This is a genomic window from Achromobacter sp. ACM03 (assembly GCF_014851665.1).
In the GTDB taxonomy this organism is placed as follows: Bacteria; Pseudomonadota; Gammaproteobacteria; order Burkholderiales; family Burkholderiaceae_B; genus Achromobacter; species Achromobacter aegrifaciens.
The window spans coordinates 348700-366982 of record NZ_JACVAD010000003.1; the positions used below are offsets into that span (position 1 = coordinate 348700).

General features: G+C 66.8%; 18 protein-coding genes. 6 read left to right on the forward strand and 12 right to left on the reverse strand.

Going from position 1 to position 18283, the window contains the following annotated elements; genetic code table 11:
• Positions 1–2 precede the first annotated feature (2 nt).
• From IB257_RS17310 to IB257_RS17325, 4 genes are all read right to left on the reverse strand, one after another.
• Positions 3–350: a cytochrome c gene (locus tag IB257_RS17310; protein ID WP_082400648.1), complete on the reverse strand. Its 348-nt coding sequence runs from the start codon at positions 348–350 to the stop codon at positions 3–5.
• Positions 329–1120 carry a uroporphyrinogen-III C-methyltransferase gene (gene cobA, locus IB257_RS17315; protein ID WP_175181167.1) on the reverse strand — a complete coding sequence of 264 codons (792 nt, stop codon included), beginning with the start codon at positions 1118–1120 and terminating at the stop codon, positions 329–331. The genes IB257_RS17310 and cobA overlap by 22 nt, the downstream gene beginning before the upstream one ends.
• A 117-nt stretch (positions 1121–1237) precedes the next feature.
• A complete protein-coding gene (locus tag IB257_RS17320) occupies positions 1238–2377 on the reverse strand; it encodes a CaiB/BaiF CoA-transferase family protein (RefSeq protein WP_175181166.1) in 1140 nt (379 codons plus the stop codon).
• Complete coding sequence (locus tag IB257_RS17325; RefSeq protein ID WP_192492621.1) at positions 2374–3534, reverse strand: acyl-CoA dehydrogenase family protein; 1161 nt, start codon at positions 3532–3534, stop codon at positions 2374–2376. The genes IB257_RS17320 and IB257_RS17325 overlap by 4 nt, the downstream gene beginning before the upstream one ends.
• A gap of 87 nt (positions 3535–3621) precedes the next feature.
• Here IB257_RS17325 and IB257_RS17330 point away from each other — a divergent pair, with 87 nt between their 5' ends.
• Positions 3622–4530, forward strand: a complete 909-nt coding sequence (locus tag IB257_RS17330) for a LysR family transcriptional regulator (protein ID WP_192492622.1) — start codon at positions 3622–3624, stop codon at positions 4528–4530.
• Positions 4531–4533: 3 nt separating this feature from the next.
• On the opposite strand, the gene IB257_RS17335 is transcribed toward IB257_RS17330, so the two are convergent.
• Positions 4534–5547: a tripartite tricarboxylate transporter substrate binding protein gene (locus IB257_RS17335; protein WP_192492623.1), complete on the reverse strand. Its 1014-nt coding sequence runs from the start codon at positions 5545–5547 to the stop codon at positions 4534–4536.
• Positions 5548–5774: 227 nt separating this feature from the next.
• Here IB257_RS17335 and IB257_RS17340 point away from each other — a divergent pair, with 227 nt between their 5' ends.
• Both IB257_RS17340 and IB257_RS17345 read left to right on the forward strand, forming a co-directional pair.
• Positions 5775–7331, forward strand: a complete 1557-nt coding sequence (locus tag IB257_RS17340) for an AMP-binding protein (RefSeq protein WP_175159489.1) — start codon at positions 5775–5777, stop codon at positions 7329–7331.
• Between the two features lie 93 nt (positions 7332–7424).
• Entirely contained in the window at positions 7425–7862 is a 438-nt protein-coding gene (locus tag IB257_RS17345) for a universal stress protein (RefSeq protein WP_054450200.1), read from the forward strand.
• Between the two features lie 14 nt (positions 7863–7876).
• Here IB257_RS17345 and IB257_RS17350 read toward each other — a convergent pair whose 3' ends face one another.
• The 5 genes from IB257_RS17350 to IB257_RS17370 all read right to left on the reverse strand — a co-directional run bounded on the left by IB257_RS17350 (position 7877) and on the right by IB257_RS17370 (position 13170).
• Positions 7877–8803: a hydroxymethylglutaryl-CoA lyase gene (locus tag IB257_RS17350; protein ID WP_119450838.1), complete on the reverse strand. Its 927-nt coding sequence runs from the start codon at positions 8801–8803 to the stop codon at positions 7877–7879.
• 22 nt (positions 8804–8825) lie between these two features.
• Positions 8826–9785 carry a tripartite tricarboxylate transporter substrate binding protein gene (locus tag IB257_RS17355; protein ID WP_054450197.1) on the reverse strand — a complete coding sequence of 320 codons (960 nt, stop codon included), beginning with the start codon at positions 9783–9785 and terminating at the stop codon, positions 8826–8828.
• A gap of 70 nt (positions 9786–9855) precedes the next feature.
• Positions 9856–11064: a CaiB/BaiF CoA-transferase family protein gene (locus tag IB257_RS17360; RefSeq protein WP_192492624.1), complete on the reverse strand. Its 1209-nt coding sequence runs from the start codon at positions 11062–11064 to the stop codon at positions 9856–9858.
• A 169-nt stretch (positions 11065–11233) separates the two neighbouring features.
• On the reverse strand, positions 11234–12154 hold the full coding sequence (locus tag IB257_RS17365) for a LysR family transcriptional regulator (protein ID WP_054450193.1): 921 nt from the start codon (positions 12152–12154) through the stop codon (positions 11234–11236).
• Between the two features lie 71 nt (positions 12155–12225).
• Positions 12226–13170 carry a LysR substrate-binding domain-containing protein gene (locus IB257_RS17370; protein ID WP_175159487.1) on the reverse strand — a complete coding sequence of 315 codons (945 nt, stop codon included), beginning with the start codon at positions 13168–13170 and terminating at the stop codon, positions 12226–12228.
• 82 nt (positions 13171–13252) lie between these two features.
• Between IB257_RS17370 and IB257_RS17375 the strand changes: the two genes are divergently transcribed.
• The 3 genes from IB257_RS17375 to IB257_RS17385 all read left to right on the forward strand — a co-directional run bounded on the left by IB257_RS17375 (position 13253) and on the right by IB257_RS17385 (position 16130).
• Complete coding sequence (locus tag IB257_RS17375) at positions 13253–14176, forward strand: carbon-nitrogen hydrolase family protein (RefSeq protein WP_175159485.1); 924 nt, start codon at positions 13253–13255, stop codon at positions 14174–14176.
• A 523-nt stretch (positions 14177–14699) separates the two neighbouring features.
• The gene (locus tag IB257_RS17380; protein ID WP_054450186.1) at positions 14700–15389 is read left to right on the forward strand and encodes a glutathione S-transferase family protein; all 690 of its coding nucleotides are present in this window, start codon (positions 14700–14702) and stop codon (positions 15387–15389) included.
• A gap of 96 nt (positions 15390–15485) precedes the next feature.
• Positions 15486–16130, forward strand: coding sequence for a PIN domain-containing protein (locus IB257_RS17385; RefSeq protein ID WP_175159655.1), 645 nt, complete (start codon positions 15486–15488; stop codon positions 16128–16130).
• Between the two features lie 15 nt (positions 16131–16145).
• On the opposite strand, the gene IB257_RS17390 is transcribed toward IB257_RS17385, so the two are convergent.
• Entirely contained in the window at positions 16146–17363 is a 1218-nt protein-coding gene (locus tag IB257_RS17390; protein WP_054450181.1) for a threonine ammonia-lyase, read from the reverse strand.
• Positions 17364–17376: 13 nt separating this feature from the next.
• A complete protein-coding gene (locus tag IB257_RS17395) occupies positions 17377–18039 on the reverse strand; it encodes a hypothetical protein (protein WP_370127071.1) in 663 nt (220 codons plus the stop codon).
• Positions 18040–18283: the final 244 nt, after the last annotated feature.

Below are 18283 nucleotides of genomic sequence, written 5' to 3' on the forward strand. Positions count from 1 at the left end.
TTTTATTCCTCTGGAAAGCCCTTGAGCAGCCGCGCGGCGATCCAGGCGGCTTCGTCGGGCGCAAGCATGCCGCGCCACCCGGGCATGGCGGTGCCGGGCAGCCCGTGCAGAATCGCCTGTTCGAGATAGGCCGGCGGCTTGCCAGCAAGCGCTTGCGGCGTCAACGCCGGCCCCAGGCCGCCATTCAGGCGCAATCCATGGCAGGAGCCGCAGTCCTGCCGCACCAGGTGTATGAGTCGCTGCTGATCGACGGGATCGAGGTCCGGCGCCGCCTGCGTCCGGCCCACCGCCGCTCCCAGCCCCGTGCAACAGGCCAGCGCCAGGCATGTCAGGCCGCGACCGGGGCGCATGGCTCGGCCGCGTCACGCAACAACAGCTGTCCCGCCGCGGCGGCGGACCAGGCGCGCTGCGCCAGTCGCACCACGTCGCCGACCACCAGCAGCGTGGGCGGCTTGAAGCCGGCCACCAGCTGCGGAATCTGGCGCAAGGGGGCCACCGTCCAGTCCTGGGCTTCGGTGGTGCCGGAATGAACCAGCGCGGCCGGCGTGTCGCCGCCGCGCCCATGCCGCTGCAAGGACGCGACGATCTCGGCGGCGTTGGCCACCGCCATGTAGAACACCAGGGTACAGGTGGGATCGGCCAGCGAACTCCAGTCCAGTTCAAGGCCGGCGTCGTCCCGCAGATGACCCGTGATGAAACGCACGCTGGCCGCCACGCCCCGATGCGTCAGGGGTATGCCCAGCGCTGCCGCGCAGCCGTTGGCGGCGCTGATGCCCGGCACGACCTCAACCTGCACGCCGTGCCGCGACAGGAACAGCAGCTCCTCGCCGCCGCGCCCGAAAATGAACGGATCGCCGCCCTTCAAGCGCACGACGCGGGAGCAAGACCCCGCCAGCGCCAACAGCAGCTGATGGATGTCTTCCTGCCGGTGGCGGCAGTCGCCCGCCATCTTGCCTACGTCATGGAACTGCGCGGCGGGATTGATGAGGGGCAGGATGCCGCCGCCCACCAGCCTGTCGCAGACCACGGCATCGGCCTGCTGCAATAGCCGCGAGGCGCGCACCGTCAGCAATTCGGGATCGCCCGGACCGGCGCCAACCAGGTAAACCGTTCCGCTCACTACTCCCTCCCTTGCAGCCAGGCTGCGCAAAATAAGGCTTCAGGAGGAAGTGTAGGAAGCGACAGGCGGCTGCAATAGGTACGGTCGACGCAAGTGCAATGGGTGCGCCAGGGGCGTTCAGGACGCCTGGGCGCGCAAACGCGCCAGGATCTGTGCGCGATGCTGGTCCAGGCCGGGGACCTCCCGCGCCATCGACGGCAGGGGTTTGGAGAACTTCACCGGGAAGCCCACCACGCGTCCTGCCGGCGTATCGGCAACGACCCCGCGATGTCTGACGTGCGGGTCCTCGAACACTTCATCGTGCCGCAGTACTGGCGCCCAGGGGATATCGTGACCGTCGAACAGGCGTTCCCAATCCGCCAGGCTGCGGCTCTTGAACAATTCACGCAGTCGATCGTTCAAGACCCGCTTTTCGCGCATCCGCCCCGCCCTCGTCTGGTAGCCCGGCGCGTTCAGATCCGGGCAGACCGGGGCCAGCGCCACGCAAAGGTTGCGCCAGAACGATTCCTCCAGAATGCCGAGCGCAAGATGCCGGCCGTCCGCCGTCTCGAAGACGTCGTTGTCAGGCATGACATGCGGCAGATGCGCCACCTCCGGGCCAGCGGGACCGTTCATCGCCTGCAATGCAGGGGCCATCCATGCCGTCATGGTGTCATGGATCGACACGTCCAAATGCTGCCCCACGCCGGACTCGCGCGCGTCCTGCACGGCAGCCAGTATCGCGAGCGCGGCGTGCATGGCTGCGCAGTAATCCGACAGACGCAATCGCGGCCGCGCCATGACATCGCGCACCTGCGACGGCACGGCCCAGTATCCGGCCAGGGCCATGTAATTCACGTCATGGCCGGGCCGTTGCGCATAGGGCCCTGTCTGCCCGAATCCCGAAATCGAACACAGCACCACCCGCGGATTGACGCGCGCCAATTGCGTGTAGTCCAGTCCCAGATTGGCCATTACGCCAGGCCTGAAACCCTCCACCACGACGTCGCTGCCTGCCACCAGTTGCAGCAGGACGCGCTTGTCTTCTTCGCGCTTCAGATCGAGGCAGATGGACTGCTTGCCCCGGTTGTACTTGGCGAAGGTCTCGGCTCCCAACTGGCGAGCGGTGTCGCCCTGCGGCTTTTCCACCTTGATCACGGTTGCCCCCAACTGTCCCAGCAACATGGCGGTGTACGGCCCAGGGTGCAGTTGGCCCAGGTCGAGCACAGACATGCCGCTCAGGTAGCCCGCCGCCCCCTGCTCTGCGCCGGCGCTCATGCGAGTATCCCCTTTGCGATGGTATTGCGCTGGATTTCGCTGGTTCCAGTGACGATGCGGTACAGGCGCAGGCGGCGGAAGATGAACTCCACCGGATGGTTCTTCGTCACTCCCACGTTTCCATGGATCTGCATGGCCTTGTCGGCAATTTCGAAGCAACGCTCGGACACGAACAGCTTGCACATCGACGCCGCATCGCGCACGTCCTCGCCCGAGTCGGCACGCTCTGCCGTGGCAAGCACCATCTGTTCGCAGGCATAGAGGGCCGTCGCCATGTCGGCCAGCATGTGCTGGATGGCCTGGAAGCGGCTGATGGGGCCGCCAAACTGCTGACGGTGCTTGGCGTAGTCCACAGCCAGCCTGAAAGCCTGGCGCGCCAGGCCTATCATGGTCGGGCAATGCAGCAGGCGGTTTACGCTGACGCGGTTCATGGCGATCTTGAAACCCTGCCCTTCCTTGCCGATCAGGTTCTTCTTCGGCACCCGGACCTGATCCAGCACGATGTCCGCATCGACATACTGGCCTGTCATCGGCACGCAATCATGCACCAGCCGTACGCCGGGGCTGTCCAGATCGATGAAAATCGCGGATATGCCTTCCGCGCCCCGATCAGGATTGGTGACGCACATGGTAATGGCGAAATCGGCGAACGTCGAGGCGGTAATGTAGTGCTTGACCCCGGTCACGATGTAATCGTCGCCGTCGGCCACCGCGACGGTCTGCAAGCGGGTAGCGTCGGAGCCCGACTGCGGCTCGGTCATGGCGAAGCAGGCGCCGCGCTCGGCGTTGACCACGGGCATGATGTAGCGCTCGTGCTGGTACGGGGTCGCATACTGGACCAGGTTGCCGATGCGCGAAGGACCGCCCCAATCCCCCAGCACATGGGGGAACAGGATGGCGCCGGATGCCGCGACGTCGTCCTTGAGCACGCACAGGTCGCGGTAGGACAGCCCCTGCCCGCCCAGCTCGCGCGGCAGCTGCGCTCCATAGAATCCCAGCGCCCGGCATCGTTTCCACACGGACTGCACCAGGTCGCGCCCGAACTTGTCCTCGTACCCCAGGCCGAGCGACTGTTCCAGCGGTATGAGTTCGTCCTGCAGGTACTGCTGCAACCGGGTGCGCAGACCGGTCAGCGCCTGTTTGTCGTCTTGGGCCATGTCGTCTCCTTTGAGTAGTCCCCAGCTTGACAGCGCCCGGCATCCTCGCAATTATCTTTTCTTCGTTTTCAATAACCTGGCGGAATCATGAGGCTGGAAGATCTGGACTATTTCCTGGCGGTCGCGCGGCTGGGCCATGTCGGCCGGGCCGCCGACGGCATAGGCGTCAGCCAGCCTGCACTGACCAAGGGCATCCGGCGCCTGGAAGAAGAACTGAAACTGCAGCTCTTTGTCCGCACGCCCAAGGGCATGGAGCTGACAATTCCAGGACGCGCGTTCTATCAGCGCTCGATGCAGGCAAGGCGGGAACTCGACGACGCCATGCAGGAAGCGGGTGACCTGCACCGCGGAAGCATCGGCTTGCTGCGCGTCGGCGTCACGCCGCTGCTCGCGGAATCGTTCTTCAATCCGGCCTGCATCGAACTGCTGGCGCAACGACCCGCCGCCAAGGTCCAGGTCATGGTCAGCCTGAACGATGCCTTGATTCCAGCGTTACGGCAGGGAGACCTGGACTTCGCCATCAGTTCGCTGTTCGAATCCGCCTCCGCGGCGGAGTTCGAACGGGAACCCTTGTTCGCAGACAAGCTTTTCGTTGCCGTGCGTCCGGGCCATCCCTTGCTGGGCCGCCGCAAGATCCGCTTTGCCGATCTGGCGGGGTGCCAGTGGATGTTGCCGGGACCGCAGGCGGCATCACGGCGCTGGCTGGAAGCCAAGTTCGAGCAACACGGGTCGGCGCCGCCCAACGTGACGATCGAATCCAACGCGTCGGTATCGGGATTGCTGGGCATCCTGCACAGCACGGACCTGCTGACGCTGGTCAGCGAAATCACCCTGTCCGCGCATGTCGGCCAGGGCCTGAGCATCCTGCCCCTGGACGACATGACATGGCATCGGCAGATCGGCGTGCTGACGCGGCGCAACAGCTACCAGTCGCCGCTGACGCAGCGGCTGCTGGAAATCCTGCGGGAGCATGCCCGGGCCCGGGCGGGCGCCTAGCCCTCAATCCGCCTGCAAGCCCAGCTTGTCGATGAGCGGCCCATAGCGGGCGGACTCATCATCGATGAGCTTGCGCAGCTGCTGCGGCGTGCCGGGTATGGGCGTGAACGATTGCGACGCCAAGGCCTCCAGCACCTGGGCATCCTGCATCGCGCGGCCGACGGCGGCATTCAGCCGGTCGATGATTTCCTGCGGCGTGCCTTTCGGCACGGCGATTCCCGCCCAGCTGCCGCTGTCGAAGCCGGCATATCCCAGCTCGGCCACCGAAGGCACCTCTGGCAGGGAAGCGGCGCGCTTGGCGCTGGTGACGGCCAGCGCGCGGATCTTCCCTGAGGCGATAAAGGGCATGGCGGGCGCGACCGCGACGATGCCGATATCGATCTGGCCGCCTGCCAGGTCATTGAGCGCGTTGCTGCCACCCCGATAGGGCACGTGTATGGCGTCCAGGCCGAAATGCTGCTTGAGCGTTTCAAACGTCAGATGCATGGATGAGCCCACCCCCGGGCTGCCGTAGCTCAGTTTGCCTGGATTGACGCGGGCGTATGCGAGCAGCTCCTGGAATGTCTTGACCGGCAAGGCGCTGCTGACCAGGACCACGTGCGGAGCGATGCTGAGTCCGGATACAGGCGCCAGATCCGCGATGGGGTCGAACGACAGTTTGGGCGAAAGATGCTTGGCAATCGCGAAGTTGCCGCCGTACTCCAGCAGGGTGTAGCCGTCCGCAGGCGCGTTCGCGACCTTGGCGCCGCCCAGATTGCCGCCGCCCCCGCCCACGTTCTCGACGATGATGGTCTGGCCCAGTTCCTTGCCCAGGGGCACGGCGACCAGGCGGGCGATGTAGTCGAACTGGCCGCCAGCCGAGAACGGCACGATGAAGCGTATGGGCTTGTCGGAGTAGCCGGCAGCCCCGGCGCCAGCCGCCTGCGCGGGTCCCGCCATGAGCGCGGCAAGCCCCAGGCTGACGGCCGCCAGGCAACGGGCCGCCCTGTCCCGCAGGCGGAAATTTCGCTGGTTCATGTTGTCTCCTGTTCTTGTGCAAGGCGGGACCGATGCTGGCCCCGCTTTCGCATAGAGGTAACCCGCAGGCCGCCTGAACGTCATGCCGCATCCAACGATTTCCATAACGCAGGGGAATCGCACCCGCACGATAACGGCGCGGCATGAGGATTCGCGTCCTGGTTATCCGCGGGCGCCTTGCCGCCCCGCAGGATAGCGGCAAGCCAACCCCCAGACACGGACACACCATGAACCAAGGCCGATACACCACCCGCAATGCGCGCTATTGGCGCGACCGTCCCGCCGTCATTTTCGGCGACAGGACGCTGAGCTTCGGACAGCTGGAAACCCGCTCCAACCGCCTGGCCAACGCCTTGCTGGGCCTGGGGCTGAAGAAAGGCGACCGCGTCGCCATTCTGGCCTGGAATTGCCCGGAGATCATCGAACTCGAATGCGCGCTGTACAAGGCGGGACTGGTGAAAGTGGCCCTGAACGCGCGCCTGTCGAACCAGGAGGTGCTGGATTCGGTCAACAATGCCGATGCGGCGGCCTTCATTGTGGACCCAGCCCATGTGGAAGCAGCGCAATCCCTGCTGGACGGCTTGGAGAACGTGCGGCATCGATTGGTGATGGGCGCCAGCGACATCGAAGGCTGGCGCTCATACGAACGCCTGCTGGAATCAGCCGCCGACAGCAACCCGGACGTCCCGATGCAACCCGGCGACCTGGCCGTGCTGCACTTTACGTCGGGCTCGACGGGCAAGCTCAAGGCCGCCATGCAGACGGTAGGCAACCGCCTGGCGTCGCTGCGCAAGGTCGTGATGGGCCGCATGCGCGCCAATCCCGGCGAAGTGCTGGCACTCGCCGGCCCCATTACCCACGCCAGCGGCATGTTCATGCAGCCCTTCCTGTTCCAGGGCGGAACGATCCTGCTGCATGACCGGTTCGACCCCGAGAGCTTCCTGGCCTCCGCTGCCCGGCATCGCGCCGCCTTCAGCTTCATGGTGCCCACGATGGTCAACATGCTGATCGCGCATCCGCGGCTGCATCAGCACGACCTGAGCGCGCTGCGACAGATTTCCTATGGCGGCGCGCCGATGGCGCCGGCCCGCATCCGCGAAGCCTGGGAAGCCCTGGGACCCAAGCTCAGCCAGGGCTATGGCGCGGGTGAAACCACCGGCGGCCTGGTGCTGCTGAGTGCCCTGGACCATGCCGAAGCCATGTCGGGCCACCCGGAACGGCTGCTCTCCTGCGGGCGTCCATTCGGCGAAAGCGAGGTTCGTCTGCTGGACGAAGACGGCCGTGAGGTCGCGCCCGGCGAGGTCGGCGAGATTACCGCCACCGGCCCCGACATCTTCGCAGGCTATTGGCGCGAACCCGAGCTGTCCGCGCAAGCCCTGCGCGATGGCCGGCTGCATACCGGCGACCTGGCTCGGATGGACGATGCAGGTTTCCTCTATGTCGTGGACCGCAAGAAGGACATGATCATCTCGGGCGGATTCAATATCTACCCTACTGAAGTCGAACAGGCGCTGTATCAGCATCCGGGCGTGTACGAAGCCTGCGTTTTCGGCGTGCCCGACAAGGTGTGGGGCGAGTCCGTCAAGGCTGTGCTCGTGCTCAAGCCTGGCGACACCACCACCCCGGCCGATCTGATCGAGCATTGCCGCAAGCACCTGGCGGATTTCAAGAAGCCTCGCAGCATCGAACTGGTGGCGGAGTTGCCGAAGAACGCCAACGGCAAGCTCGCGCGCAAGCAACTGAGGGACGCGCACTGGGCGCATGAGGAGAGAAAGGTGGGCTAAGGGCACCACTAGGCGTAGTATGGGGATAGATGCTGTTCACGCTCCTAGGGCCGCGCGGACTCGCGCCGCCCTCCACACCCTCAGGAGGTTGTCATGTACAAGCACATACTCATCCCCATCGACGGATCCGAGCGTTCCTATGCCGGCCTGGCGCAAGGACTGGGCCTGGCCAGCGCCCTGGGCGCAAGCGTCACGGTGCTGACGGTGTACAGCGCCTACCGCCCGACCTCCATGGAAACGGTGCACCTGGAGGGCGTGCATACGGAATATGAGCGCGAGGCCCAGGAACTCGCCAAGTCGTACCTGTCGCAAGCGGCCGCGCAAGCCAGCGCCGCGGGCGTGCCCTGCACCACCGAAATGCGCGAAAGCAACAACCCGGCGCAGACCATCATCGATATCGCCATGACGCAAGGCTGCGACCTGATCGCCATGGCCTCGCGCGGCCACGGCGGACTGGCGGCCGTGCTGCTGGGCAGCCAGACGCAGAAGGTGATGGCGCATTCGACGCTGCCGGTGATCGTCTACCGCTAAGACCGGCGCTTGGACTAGACCGCGGCGCGCGCTCCGTAGGTCTTCGGTATGCCAGCGGCGGCCACGCCGCTGCGCAGGCTTTCCTGCGGCAGCGCCTGGGCCAGCAAGGGCCGCGCCTGCAGCAACCGCGACAGATCCACGCCCGTGCGGTAGCCCATGCTTTCCAGCATGAAGACCAGGTCTTCGGTGACGATATTGCCCGACGCGCCAGGCGCGAAGGGACAGCCTCCCAGGCCTCCCAGGCAGGAATCGAAAGCGCGGATGCCTTCGTCCAGCCCGGCCAGCGCATTGGCCAGGCCCAGCCCCATCGTGTCATGCAGGTGCAGCTTGACCAGGCGCGCGCCCACGGCGTCCTGCGCGGCGCGCACCGCATCGCGCACCAGCGCCGGATGGGCATAGCCCACGGTGTCGGCCAGCGAGATCTCGTCGGCGCCGGCCAACGCGGCGGCGGCGGCCACCTGCGCGACACGGCGCACCGGCACCACGCCTTCCATCGAACATCCGAAGGCGGTGGCGACCGCCGCATCGATGCGCACGGGCCGCGGCTGCGCCCGCACCCAATCGACGATGGAGGCCAGCACCTCCACCTGTGCGTCGGTGCCCTTGCCGACGTTGGCGCGGCTATGCGTGTCGCTAACGGAGACAGGAAACGACAGCGCGTGCGCGCCAGCCTCGTAGGCCGCAATGGCGCCCTTGAGGTTGCAGACCAGGGCAACCACCGTCAAGCCCTCGATCTTCAGGACGTCGGGCAGGACCGTACCCGTATCGGCCATCTGCGGCACCAAGCGCGGCGACACGAAGCTGCCCGCCTCGATCTCGCGCAGGCCGGCGTCGGCCAGCTGCCGGATCCAGCGCAGCTTGTCGGCCGCGGACATCATGCCCTTGGCCATTTGCAGCCCGTCGCGCGGACCCACTTCGCAAAGCCTGATTTCCTGGTTCATGTGCTGTCCTTTCCCGGCCGGCCTACTGCTGCACCACGATGCCCGCGCTTTCGATGGTCTGGCGCGCCTTGGCGATGTCCGAATTGATCAACGCGGCAAACTGTTCGGTGGACACCGGATCGGTTTCCAGGCCTTGCGAGGCCAGCGCCTCCTGCACGTCCTTGCGCGCCAGCAGCTTGTTGAAGTCGCTATTCAGGCGCGACACGACCGCGGACGGCGTCTTGGCCGGGGCCAGCACGCCGTAGTAGGTCACCACGCTGAAATCCTTGTAGCCCAGCTCCGCGACCGTGGGCACCTCCGGCAGCGCCGGATTGCGCTTGGGCGAAGTGACTGCCAGCGCGCGCACCTTGCCGGACTTGATCAGCGTGGCCGCCGACGAAATCGAAGAGCCCGCGAACTGCAGGTGTCCGCCCATCAGGTCCGCCAGCGCCGGGGCCGAGCCCTTGTACGGCACGTGCTGCATCTTGAAGCCGGCCGCGTGCTGCAGCATTTCGATGGCGATGTGCACGCCGCCACCCGTGCCCGAGGTGCCATAGGAGATCTTGTTCGGATCCTTCTTGGCGGCGTCGATCACTTCGGGCAGCGTCTTGTAGGGCGAGCTGTCCGACACCAGCAGCACCATGGGCGTAGTGGCCACCAGCGCCACCGGCGCCAGGTCCTTGACCGGGTCGTACGACACCTTCATCAGCAGCGGAATCAGGGTGACGTTGTCGGACTGGCCGATCACCAGGTCGTAACCCTGGGCAGGCGAGCGCGCCGCTTCGGCCAGGCCCAGCGCCGTGCCCGCGCCCGGCTTGTTCTCGGGTATCACTGACCAGCCGTTGAGTTCATGCAGCTTGGTGCTCATCAGGCGGCCGATGTAGTCGGTGCCTCCGCCCGGCGTGGACGGGATGATGATGCGGATGGGCTTGCTGGGATAGTCCTGGGCGTGTGCGGCACAGGCGGCGGCCAGCGCGGCCACCGCGAACAGTCTGCGGATCATCTTGTCTCCTCTTTGATGGAAGTCTTGGCGGTCTGCGCCGCCTCGACCGATATCGGGCGCTATCGCCCGTTCATGCAATAACGCCTGCGCTGCGCAGGACCTCGATGCGCGCGGCATCCCAGCCCAGGCCCTGCAGGATGGCCTGCGTGTCGCCGCCCTGCCGCGGCGGATCGGAACGCTTGCCGGCCTTCAGGCCGTCGAACTCGATGGGCAGCGCCGCCGCGGATATCTCCCCGCCGTCCGGCAGCCGGGTCTTGAGCAGCGCGCCGCCGGCGTTCAGGTGCGCATCGTCCAGCAGGTCGTGCGGCTGGCGTATCGGGCCATAGGACAGGCCGGCGGCTTCCAGTGCCGCGCACAGCTCGTCGGTCTTCCAGGTCTTCAGGATCTCGCCCACGCCCGGCACCAGCCAGGGCCGCGCCGCCTCGCGGTCGACGGCGGTGGCCAGGCGCGGATCGGCGGCCCACTCGGGCGGCAGGAATTTCTGGGCGAAGTTGCGCCATTGCGCATCGCCCACCACGGCGACGAACACGCGGCCGTCGGCGGTCTCGAACACGTCATACACGCCCCAGGGCGGCTGGCGCTCCGCGCCCATGGGCTTGGGCGCCGCGCCCGTCAGCTGGTATTGCGCGATGAACTGCGCGACCAGCAGCAGGTTGTTCTCGAACAGGCCGGAGCGCACATGCCTGCCGCGCCCCGTGGCGTGGCGGTCGTGCAGCGCCGCCAGCGCGCCCACCACGCCGAAGGTGCCGCCCAGGATGTCGTTGACAGAGGCCGCCACGCGCTGGGGCGTGTCCGCGCCGCCGTTGATGTAGGCCAGCCCGCCCATCATCTGCACCACTTCGTCCAGCGCGGTGCGCTGCTTGTAGGGGCCGGACAGAAAGCCCTTGAGCGATACGTAGATCAGCCCAGGGTTCTCGGCCGACAGCGACTCATAGTCCAGCCCGTACTGGGCCAGGCTGCCGTCGCGAAAATTCTCCACTACCATGTCCGCCTGCAAGGCCAGCTGGCGCACCACGGCCTGCCCCTCGCGCGCCTTCAGGTCGATCGCCAGGCTTTGCTTGTTGCGATTGAAGACCGGGAAGTAGCCGCTGCCCGAGCCCTTCAGGCGCCGGGTGCGGTCGCCTTCGATCGGCTCCACCTTGATGACCTCGGCTCCCAGGTCCGCCAGCGCCAGGCCGGCCGCCGGGCCCATGATCATGTGGGACAGCTCCAGCACCTTGATGCCGCGCAGCGGTAATTCGGTGTGGTCCATGAAGGGTGAAGCCGGTGTTGCTGCCATCTGCATATCCTCGGGCCTGATGCGCTGAAAAACAGGCAACGGCAAGATCGATGCATGCCGCCGCCCCATGCCCCATCATCGGCGGCAAGCCGGATCAGCGGGTAGCGCTCTTTCAGCACGGGGGCATTCTCGTTTGGGAACGTCCGGGAAAGCCCTGAGCCCCGTCGTTTCAGGCGGCCTCCGCCACGCCCAGATGCGCCAACAGCACGCGAGCGGCGGGCGGCAAGGCGTCCAGCCCCAAAACGGCGATGCACAAGGAAGTGCTGGACCAGGCTCCGGAGAGCGGAATGAAGCGGATGTCCAGGTTGGCGTGGCGCGCCTTGAGATACATGGGCACCACGGCCACGCCCATGCCGCGCGCCACCAGCATGCAGATGGTTTCATGCGAGCTGACCCGCGCGCTGATCCGCCGCGCCACGCCCGCATCCTGCGCCGCCTGCTCGAACACCGCGCTGATGCCGTTGTCGCGGTTCAGTTCGATCTGCTCGAAGGGCAGCAATTGCGCGTAGTCCAGCGTGTCGCGGTCGGCCAGCAGATGCTGGCCGGGCACGACCGCCGCCAGATCGCAGCGGCCACAGGTAAAGACCTGCAAACCGTCATGACCAAAATCGGAACCCACCGCCACGTCGGCCTGGCCGTCGAGCACCGCGCGGAACACCTCCTGGGTGGTGCCCTCTTCCAGGGAAATATCGATCTGGGGATAGGCGCGGCGAAAGGACTGGATCTGCGCCGGCAGTTCGCCGGACAGCGCCGCCACGCTGACCGCGAGCCGGATACTGCCGCGCACGCCGGTCGCAAAGCCCGCCATCTCGCGGCGCATGCGGTCCATGCTCTGCAGCACCATGCGCACGTGCGTGGCCAGCGCATTGCCTGCCGGCGTGGGCTGCACGCCCCTGACCCCGCGTTCCAGCAGCGGCACGCCGAAGGCATCCTCCATCTCCGACATACGTTTGCTGACGGCGGAAGGAACGATATTCTCGCGGGCGGCGGCGCGCGCCAGGCTGCCTTCCTCCAGCGCTGCGAGGAACAGGCGGAGCGAGACGGGATCGATATCGCGGGGATGCGGCGGGGGAGACGGGACGGGCTTCATGCCGGGAAGTGTCGTGCCTTGCGCGCCTGCGCAGGGATCGGGGTTTTCCCGGTCCGGGGCGCCTTGCGCCTTTAACCCCGCACGCCCATACCGCCCTCCCATGCGTAGCCATTCAGCAAGCCCAGCAAACCGCGCCTGACCACGGCCACCGCCTCATCCCGCAAGGCGTCGGCGCGCCAGCCCATTTCGATGGCATAGCCCGGCATCGCGACCGGGCAGGGCAGCATGCGCAGGCCGGAAGCGGCAGCCAGGCCGCGCGCCGCGTGCGCGGGCAAGGTCGACAGGGCATCGCTGCCCCGCAACAGGAACGCCAACGCCGAAAAATGCGTGGTCGAGGCCTGCACCCGGCGCGTCAGTCCCAGCCCGTGCAGCACTTCATCCACCACCCCGATGAAGCCGCCGGACGACACCAGAATGTGCTGGCGGCGGATGAATTCCTCCAGCGACAAGGTGGTCTGGCCTGGCGCCACGCTGGCGGGATCCAGCAGGCAGGCATAGCCGCCCTGCCCGACCGTCACGCGCTGCAAGGCCTGCGAGGCCAGTCCGCCCGAAGCGATCACCAGGTCCGCCTCGCGCGCCATCAGCATGTCGGCCGCCAGCCGGCTGTGGGTCTGGCGGAAGATGAGGCGCAGCCCCGGCGCGCTCTGCGCCAGCGCGTGGATCGCGTCTCGTCCCAGTGCGATCTCGAAATCGTCCGATAGCCCCAGCGTCACCGACCTGCCGGCAAAGCCCGCCGCGCCAGGCCGCGCCAGAGACAGGCTCTGACGGCACTTGTCCAGGGCTTCGCCAATGACGGGCCGCAGTTCGCGCGCCCGCAGGCTGGGCGTCAGCCCTCTGCCGGTGCGCGTGAACAGGGGATCTCCGTAAAGCGCGCGCAGGCGGCCCAGCGCCGCGCTGACAGCGGACTGCGTCACGCCCAGGCGCAGCGCGGCACGTCCCGCTCCACCCTCGTCATAGATGGCCTCGAAGATCTTGAGCAGGTTCAGGTCGGCTGACTCGATATCAATCTGGTTCATATCATTTATCTCTGACCAGGATTGATTGATTTTAGGGCCGGCCGGACACTGAAGCCCATTGCCACGTTCCGAGACCCCCGCCATGACCACGAAAACCGTCGCCGCCCTGCAGATCGGCTCCTCCCCCGAGGGCAAAGCCCGCACCCTGGAAGACATCCTCGCCTACGAGGGCGAGATCGTCGCCTCTGGCGCCTCGCTCGTGGTCATGCCCGAAGCGCTGCTGGGCGGCTATCCCAAGGGCGAGATCTTCGGCACCCGCCTGGGCTACCGCCTGCCCGAAGGTCGCGAGGCCTATGCCCGCTATTACGACAACGCCATCGACGTGCCCGGCCCCGAAACCGAAGCGCTCGCCGCCCTGTCGCAGCGCACCGGGGCCAGCCTGGTGGTGGGCGTGATCGAACGCGGCGGCAACACGCTGTATTGCTCCGCCCTGTTCTTCGAACCTGCTACCGGCCTCGCCGCCAAGCACCGCAAGCTCATGCCCACCGGCACCGAACGCCTGATCTGGGGCCAAGGCGACGGCTCGACCCTGCCGGTCGTCGACACCGAAGCCGGCCGCATCGGCGGCGCCATCTGCTGGGAAAACCACATGCCGTTGCTGCGCACCGCCATGTACGCCAAGGGCGTGGAAATCTGGTGCGCGCCCACCGTGGACGAACGCGACATCTGGCAGTGCTCGATGCGCCACATCGCCCACGAAGGCCGCTGCTTCGTGGTCAGCGCCTGCCAGGTGCAGCCCTCGCCCGCCGAACTGGGCCAGGACGTACCGGGCTGGGACGCCAACCGCCCTCTGATCAACGGCGGCTCGGTCATCGTCGGCCCGCTGGGCGACGTGCTGGCGGGCCCGCTGCGCGGCAAGGCCGGCCTGCTGACCGCCCAGGTCGACACGGCGGAACTGGTGCGCGCCCGCTACGACTTCGACGTGGTGGGCCACTACTCGCGCCCCGACGTCTTTTCCCTGACCGTGGACGAACGCCCGCGCCCCGCCGTGCGCTTCGTCTCCTGAACGCCCCGGCTGACGGGAGCCCGCAATCCGGGCACCTGGCGCCGGGATGGTATAGTCTCGCCCGCTGCCGGCCCTTCCGGGCCGCGCAACGCCCGAGTGGTGAAATTGGTAGACACAAGGGACTTGAACTAATTTGAGCCCTTTGGGGGAAACTCCAAAGGTGTAGCCCGTCAAACTCGGCGAATGCCCTGGACCCGTTCCGAGCCAACGCCGAGCCAAGCCCAGGTCGCATGACCGGGGAAGGTGTAGAGAGCAGACGGCGGGCACCTAAGGCCGCAAGGCTATGGTGAAGGCGTGCTCCAGACCACGAACAGCGCATCCGCGCTGGCGGCGAAAGCCGAAGTGGTAAGAAAATCCCTCGGCCTCGCGGCCGTACCGGTTCGATTCCGGTCTCGGGCACCACCCCGCCACAGGCCAGGCGTCCATCCTTCGTCGCAAACCGGCGAACGCCTGCCTCGTCAAACTGAAGCGCGCAAAATTGCCCCCGCCGATCTAATCTAGTCCGGTAACCAGGGAGCGCGCCATGATCACCCTCTACTCGTACCCCGGACTCTATGGGCTGGAAGACAACAACCCTTACGGCCTGAAGATCTACGCCTTCCTGAAGCTCTGCCGGCTGCCGTTCGACCACCGGCATACGCTGGACGTACAGTCCGCCCCGCGTGGCCAGCTGCCCTACATCGCCGACGGCGATCTGCGTATCGGCGACAGCGACGCCATCATCGCCTATCTGAAGCGCCAGTACGAACTGACCATCGACGATTCCCTCACGCCCGAGCAGCAGCGCCAGGACTTGCTGGTGCGCCGCGCGCTGGACGACCTGTACTGGGTCATGTCCTATTCGCGCTGGCGCGATGACCGCTATTGGCCGACCTTCCGCCGCGCGCTGCTGGACGCCCACCCGGACGTCACGCCCGAGCAGCTGGAAGCCGCCCGCCAATACAACTTCCAGCGCTACCACTACCAAGGCATAGGCCGCTACGCCCCCGAAGACGCCTATGCGCGCGGGATCGCCGACCTGGAGGCCGTCTCCAGCCTGCTGGGCGACAACGGCTTCATGTTCGGCCCCAATCCGGGTAGCGTGGACGCGGGGCTCTACGGCTTTCTTGCCAATATCTATTTCTACGCCATCGACACGCCGCTCAAACAGTGCCTGGTGTCGCGGCGCAACCTGGTGAGCCTGTGCAATGCCGTGCGCGCCGAACTCGGTTAAGGCCTGACGCCCTTCCCGCGCGCGGCCGCCCGCCCCGGACGGCTTCCAAAAACGTTATTCTTGCGCCTCGTTTTCCACGTTTCCGCCCTGCCCGCCATGCGCCGGCGGGGCTTCAGACCTCACTTGACCGCCGCTTCCTCCTCCCCGCCCTTCATCGTCCTCGACGCCTGCGTCCTCATGTCAGGCATCCTGCGCCGCCTGCTGCTCAGGCTGGCCGAAGCCGGCGTGTACACGCCGGTCTGGACCGACCGCATCGGCGAGGAATGGCGCCGCAACGCCTCGCGCATCTGGGAGATCCCGCCCGAGGTGATGATGGAGATGTGGGACGACATGAACGCGCGCTTTCCCGGCGCCCGCGAGACGGACACCCAGGTCTACGAGGCCTCCCTGCGCTACAGCGACCCCAAGGACTTCCACGTGATCGCGGCCGGCCTGGCGCGGCGCGCGCGCTGCGGCCTGCAACAGCCGCCGGTGGTGCAGGTGCTGACCTGGAATCTGAAGGATTTCAACCGTTCCGAACTGCGGCGCCAGGGGCTGGACGTCTACAACCCCGACCGCATGCTGACGCAATGGTGGCAGGCCGCGCCCGACGCCATCCGTGCGGCGGCGGCACAGGTGCCCGCGGACTATGTGGCGTTGGGGCGCGAACCCGAGCCGCTGTCGGCGACGCTGCACCGCGAGCGCCTGTATGGCCTGAAGAACCTGCTGGCGCGCGACGCCGCGCAGAACGGCGGCGCCTGAACCGCGCCAGCGTGCTCAGTGGTCGTGGTTGCTGGCGGCAAAGCCCGCCGCGTTCAGTATGTCGATCACTTCCTGGATGTGCTCGTGGCCGCGCGTCTGCAGCACGAAATCCACCTCGACATTGCGCACCGGCAATGAGGTGAACGCGCGCTGGTGGTGCACTTCGGTGATGTTGGCCTGCGCGTCGGCGATGAGCTTGGTGGCGTGTGCCAGCGCGCCCGGCAGATCGCGCAGGTCCACGCGGATGCGCGCCAGGCGGCCGGCGCGCACCATGCCGCGCTCGATCAGTTCGCCCAGCATCAGCGGGTCAATGTTGCCGCCCGTCAGCACCAGGCCGATGCGCTTGCCCTTGTAGCGGTCGCTGCCCTCTTCCTGCGCGCGCAGCAGCGCGGCCAGGCCGGCGGCGCCCGCGCCTTCGACCACCGATTTCTCGATCTCCAGCAGCACCACGATGGCGTGCTCGATATCGCTTTCGCTGACCAGCTCCAGTCGATCGACCAGCTGGGTGACGATGGGCTGGGTCAGCGCGCCCGGCGACTTCACCGCGATGCCTTCGGCGATGGTGTAGGCGCCCTGCGGCATGGACACGCCCTTGACGGCGGCGTACATGGACGGAAAGCGCTCGGTCTGCACGCCGATGATCTCGATGCCGGGCTTGAGCGCCTTGGCCGCGGTGGCAATGCCGGAGATCAGGCCGCCGCCGCCGATGGCGACGACCAGGGTGTCCAGCTGCGGCTGGTCTTCCAGCATCTCCAGCGCCACCGTGCCCTGCCCCGATATGACCGCCTCGTCATCGTACGGGTGGATCATGATCAGGCCGCGCTCCTGCGCCAACTCGTAGCCGCGCGCCTTGGCATCGTCGAAGGTGTCGCCGGCCAGCACCACCTCGGCGCCGAAGCGGCGCGTGTTGGCGATCTTGACGGTGGGGGTGAACCGCGGCATCACGATCACGGCCGGCACGCCCATGCGCTGGGCATGGTAGGCCACGCCCTGCGCGTGGTTTCCGGCGGACACGGCGATCACGCCCTTGGCGCGTTCTGCTTCCGACAGCGTCAGCATGCGGTTGAGCGCGCCGCGCTCCTTGAACGAAGCCGTGAACTGCAGGTTCTCGAACTTCAGCCAGATCTCCGCGCCGAAGATGTCGGACAGCGTGCGGGACAGGGTAAACGGGGTCTTCAGCACCTGGCCGCGCAGGTTCTCGCGGGCGGTCTGAATGGAGGCGATATCGATCACAATGGAAATCCTGTTAGCGCACCGGCAGGAAATTGAACAGCAGCAGGCCCTGCGCGTAGTTGATCCCGATGCGCCGCGTGTTCTCGCCCAGCAGGTTCGCGATCAGATCCAGGCGGCCGATGATGGCGCCGAATTCGCGTTCAAAGCTGAGGTTGGTGGCGTTCTGGGACATTTCGTTGGCCAGCAGCAAGGGTTCGCCCTGGGTATTGCGGCGCGACGCCAGCAGCCAGGCGGCTGCCTCGACGTTCCGTGCGGCATTGTAGACCCGCTGCCCGTCCAGCGCGTCGGTGGCGTACAGGCGGGTTTTGCCGTTGTGGGCGGCGATGATGGTGTCGGCCAGGCCGTAGATGAAAGCGCCGACCCGGTCGCCCGAATAGTTGGGGTCCAGGGACACGGCCAGGATCTGGATGTCGCGCAGTCCCGCCAGGTCCTTGGGCGGGATGCGGACTTCGATGGAATGCTTGACCAGCGACACCGCCTTGGCCAGGTCGGGCGCGCCGGACTTGCGCCATTCGCGCGGATTGCGGCGGTAGAGCTTGTCCAGCAGGACATACAGGCTGGCCAGGTTGTCGCGCACCTCCAGCGTGACGGTGCGGTTGAAGTCGGTCTGGCCGAACTGGTCGGCGGACATGTCCTCGCTCTTGGGACCGCCCTTGCCCGGCGCGGGGCTGCTCATGCAGCCGCTCAGCACGGCCGCAAGCAGCGCCGCGGCACTGGCGGATCTGGCCCACGCCGTCATGCCTTGCCCATCCGTTTCCCCCTTCTTTGCCACGTCGCGCAGGCCATCCTCCGTGGTCGGGGGGCCTCGCTCTCGCGCAAGACTTTACAGGAAGGTAAGCGCAGTTGGGAGATGTCCGGGGTCTGAAGAAGCAAGAAGATGAATCATGCCGGCCACAAGCGTGCGCGCCGGCCCATGAAAA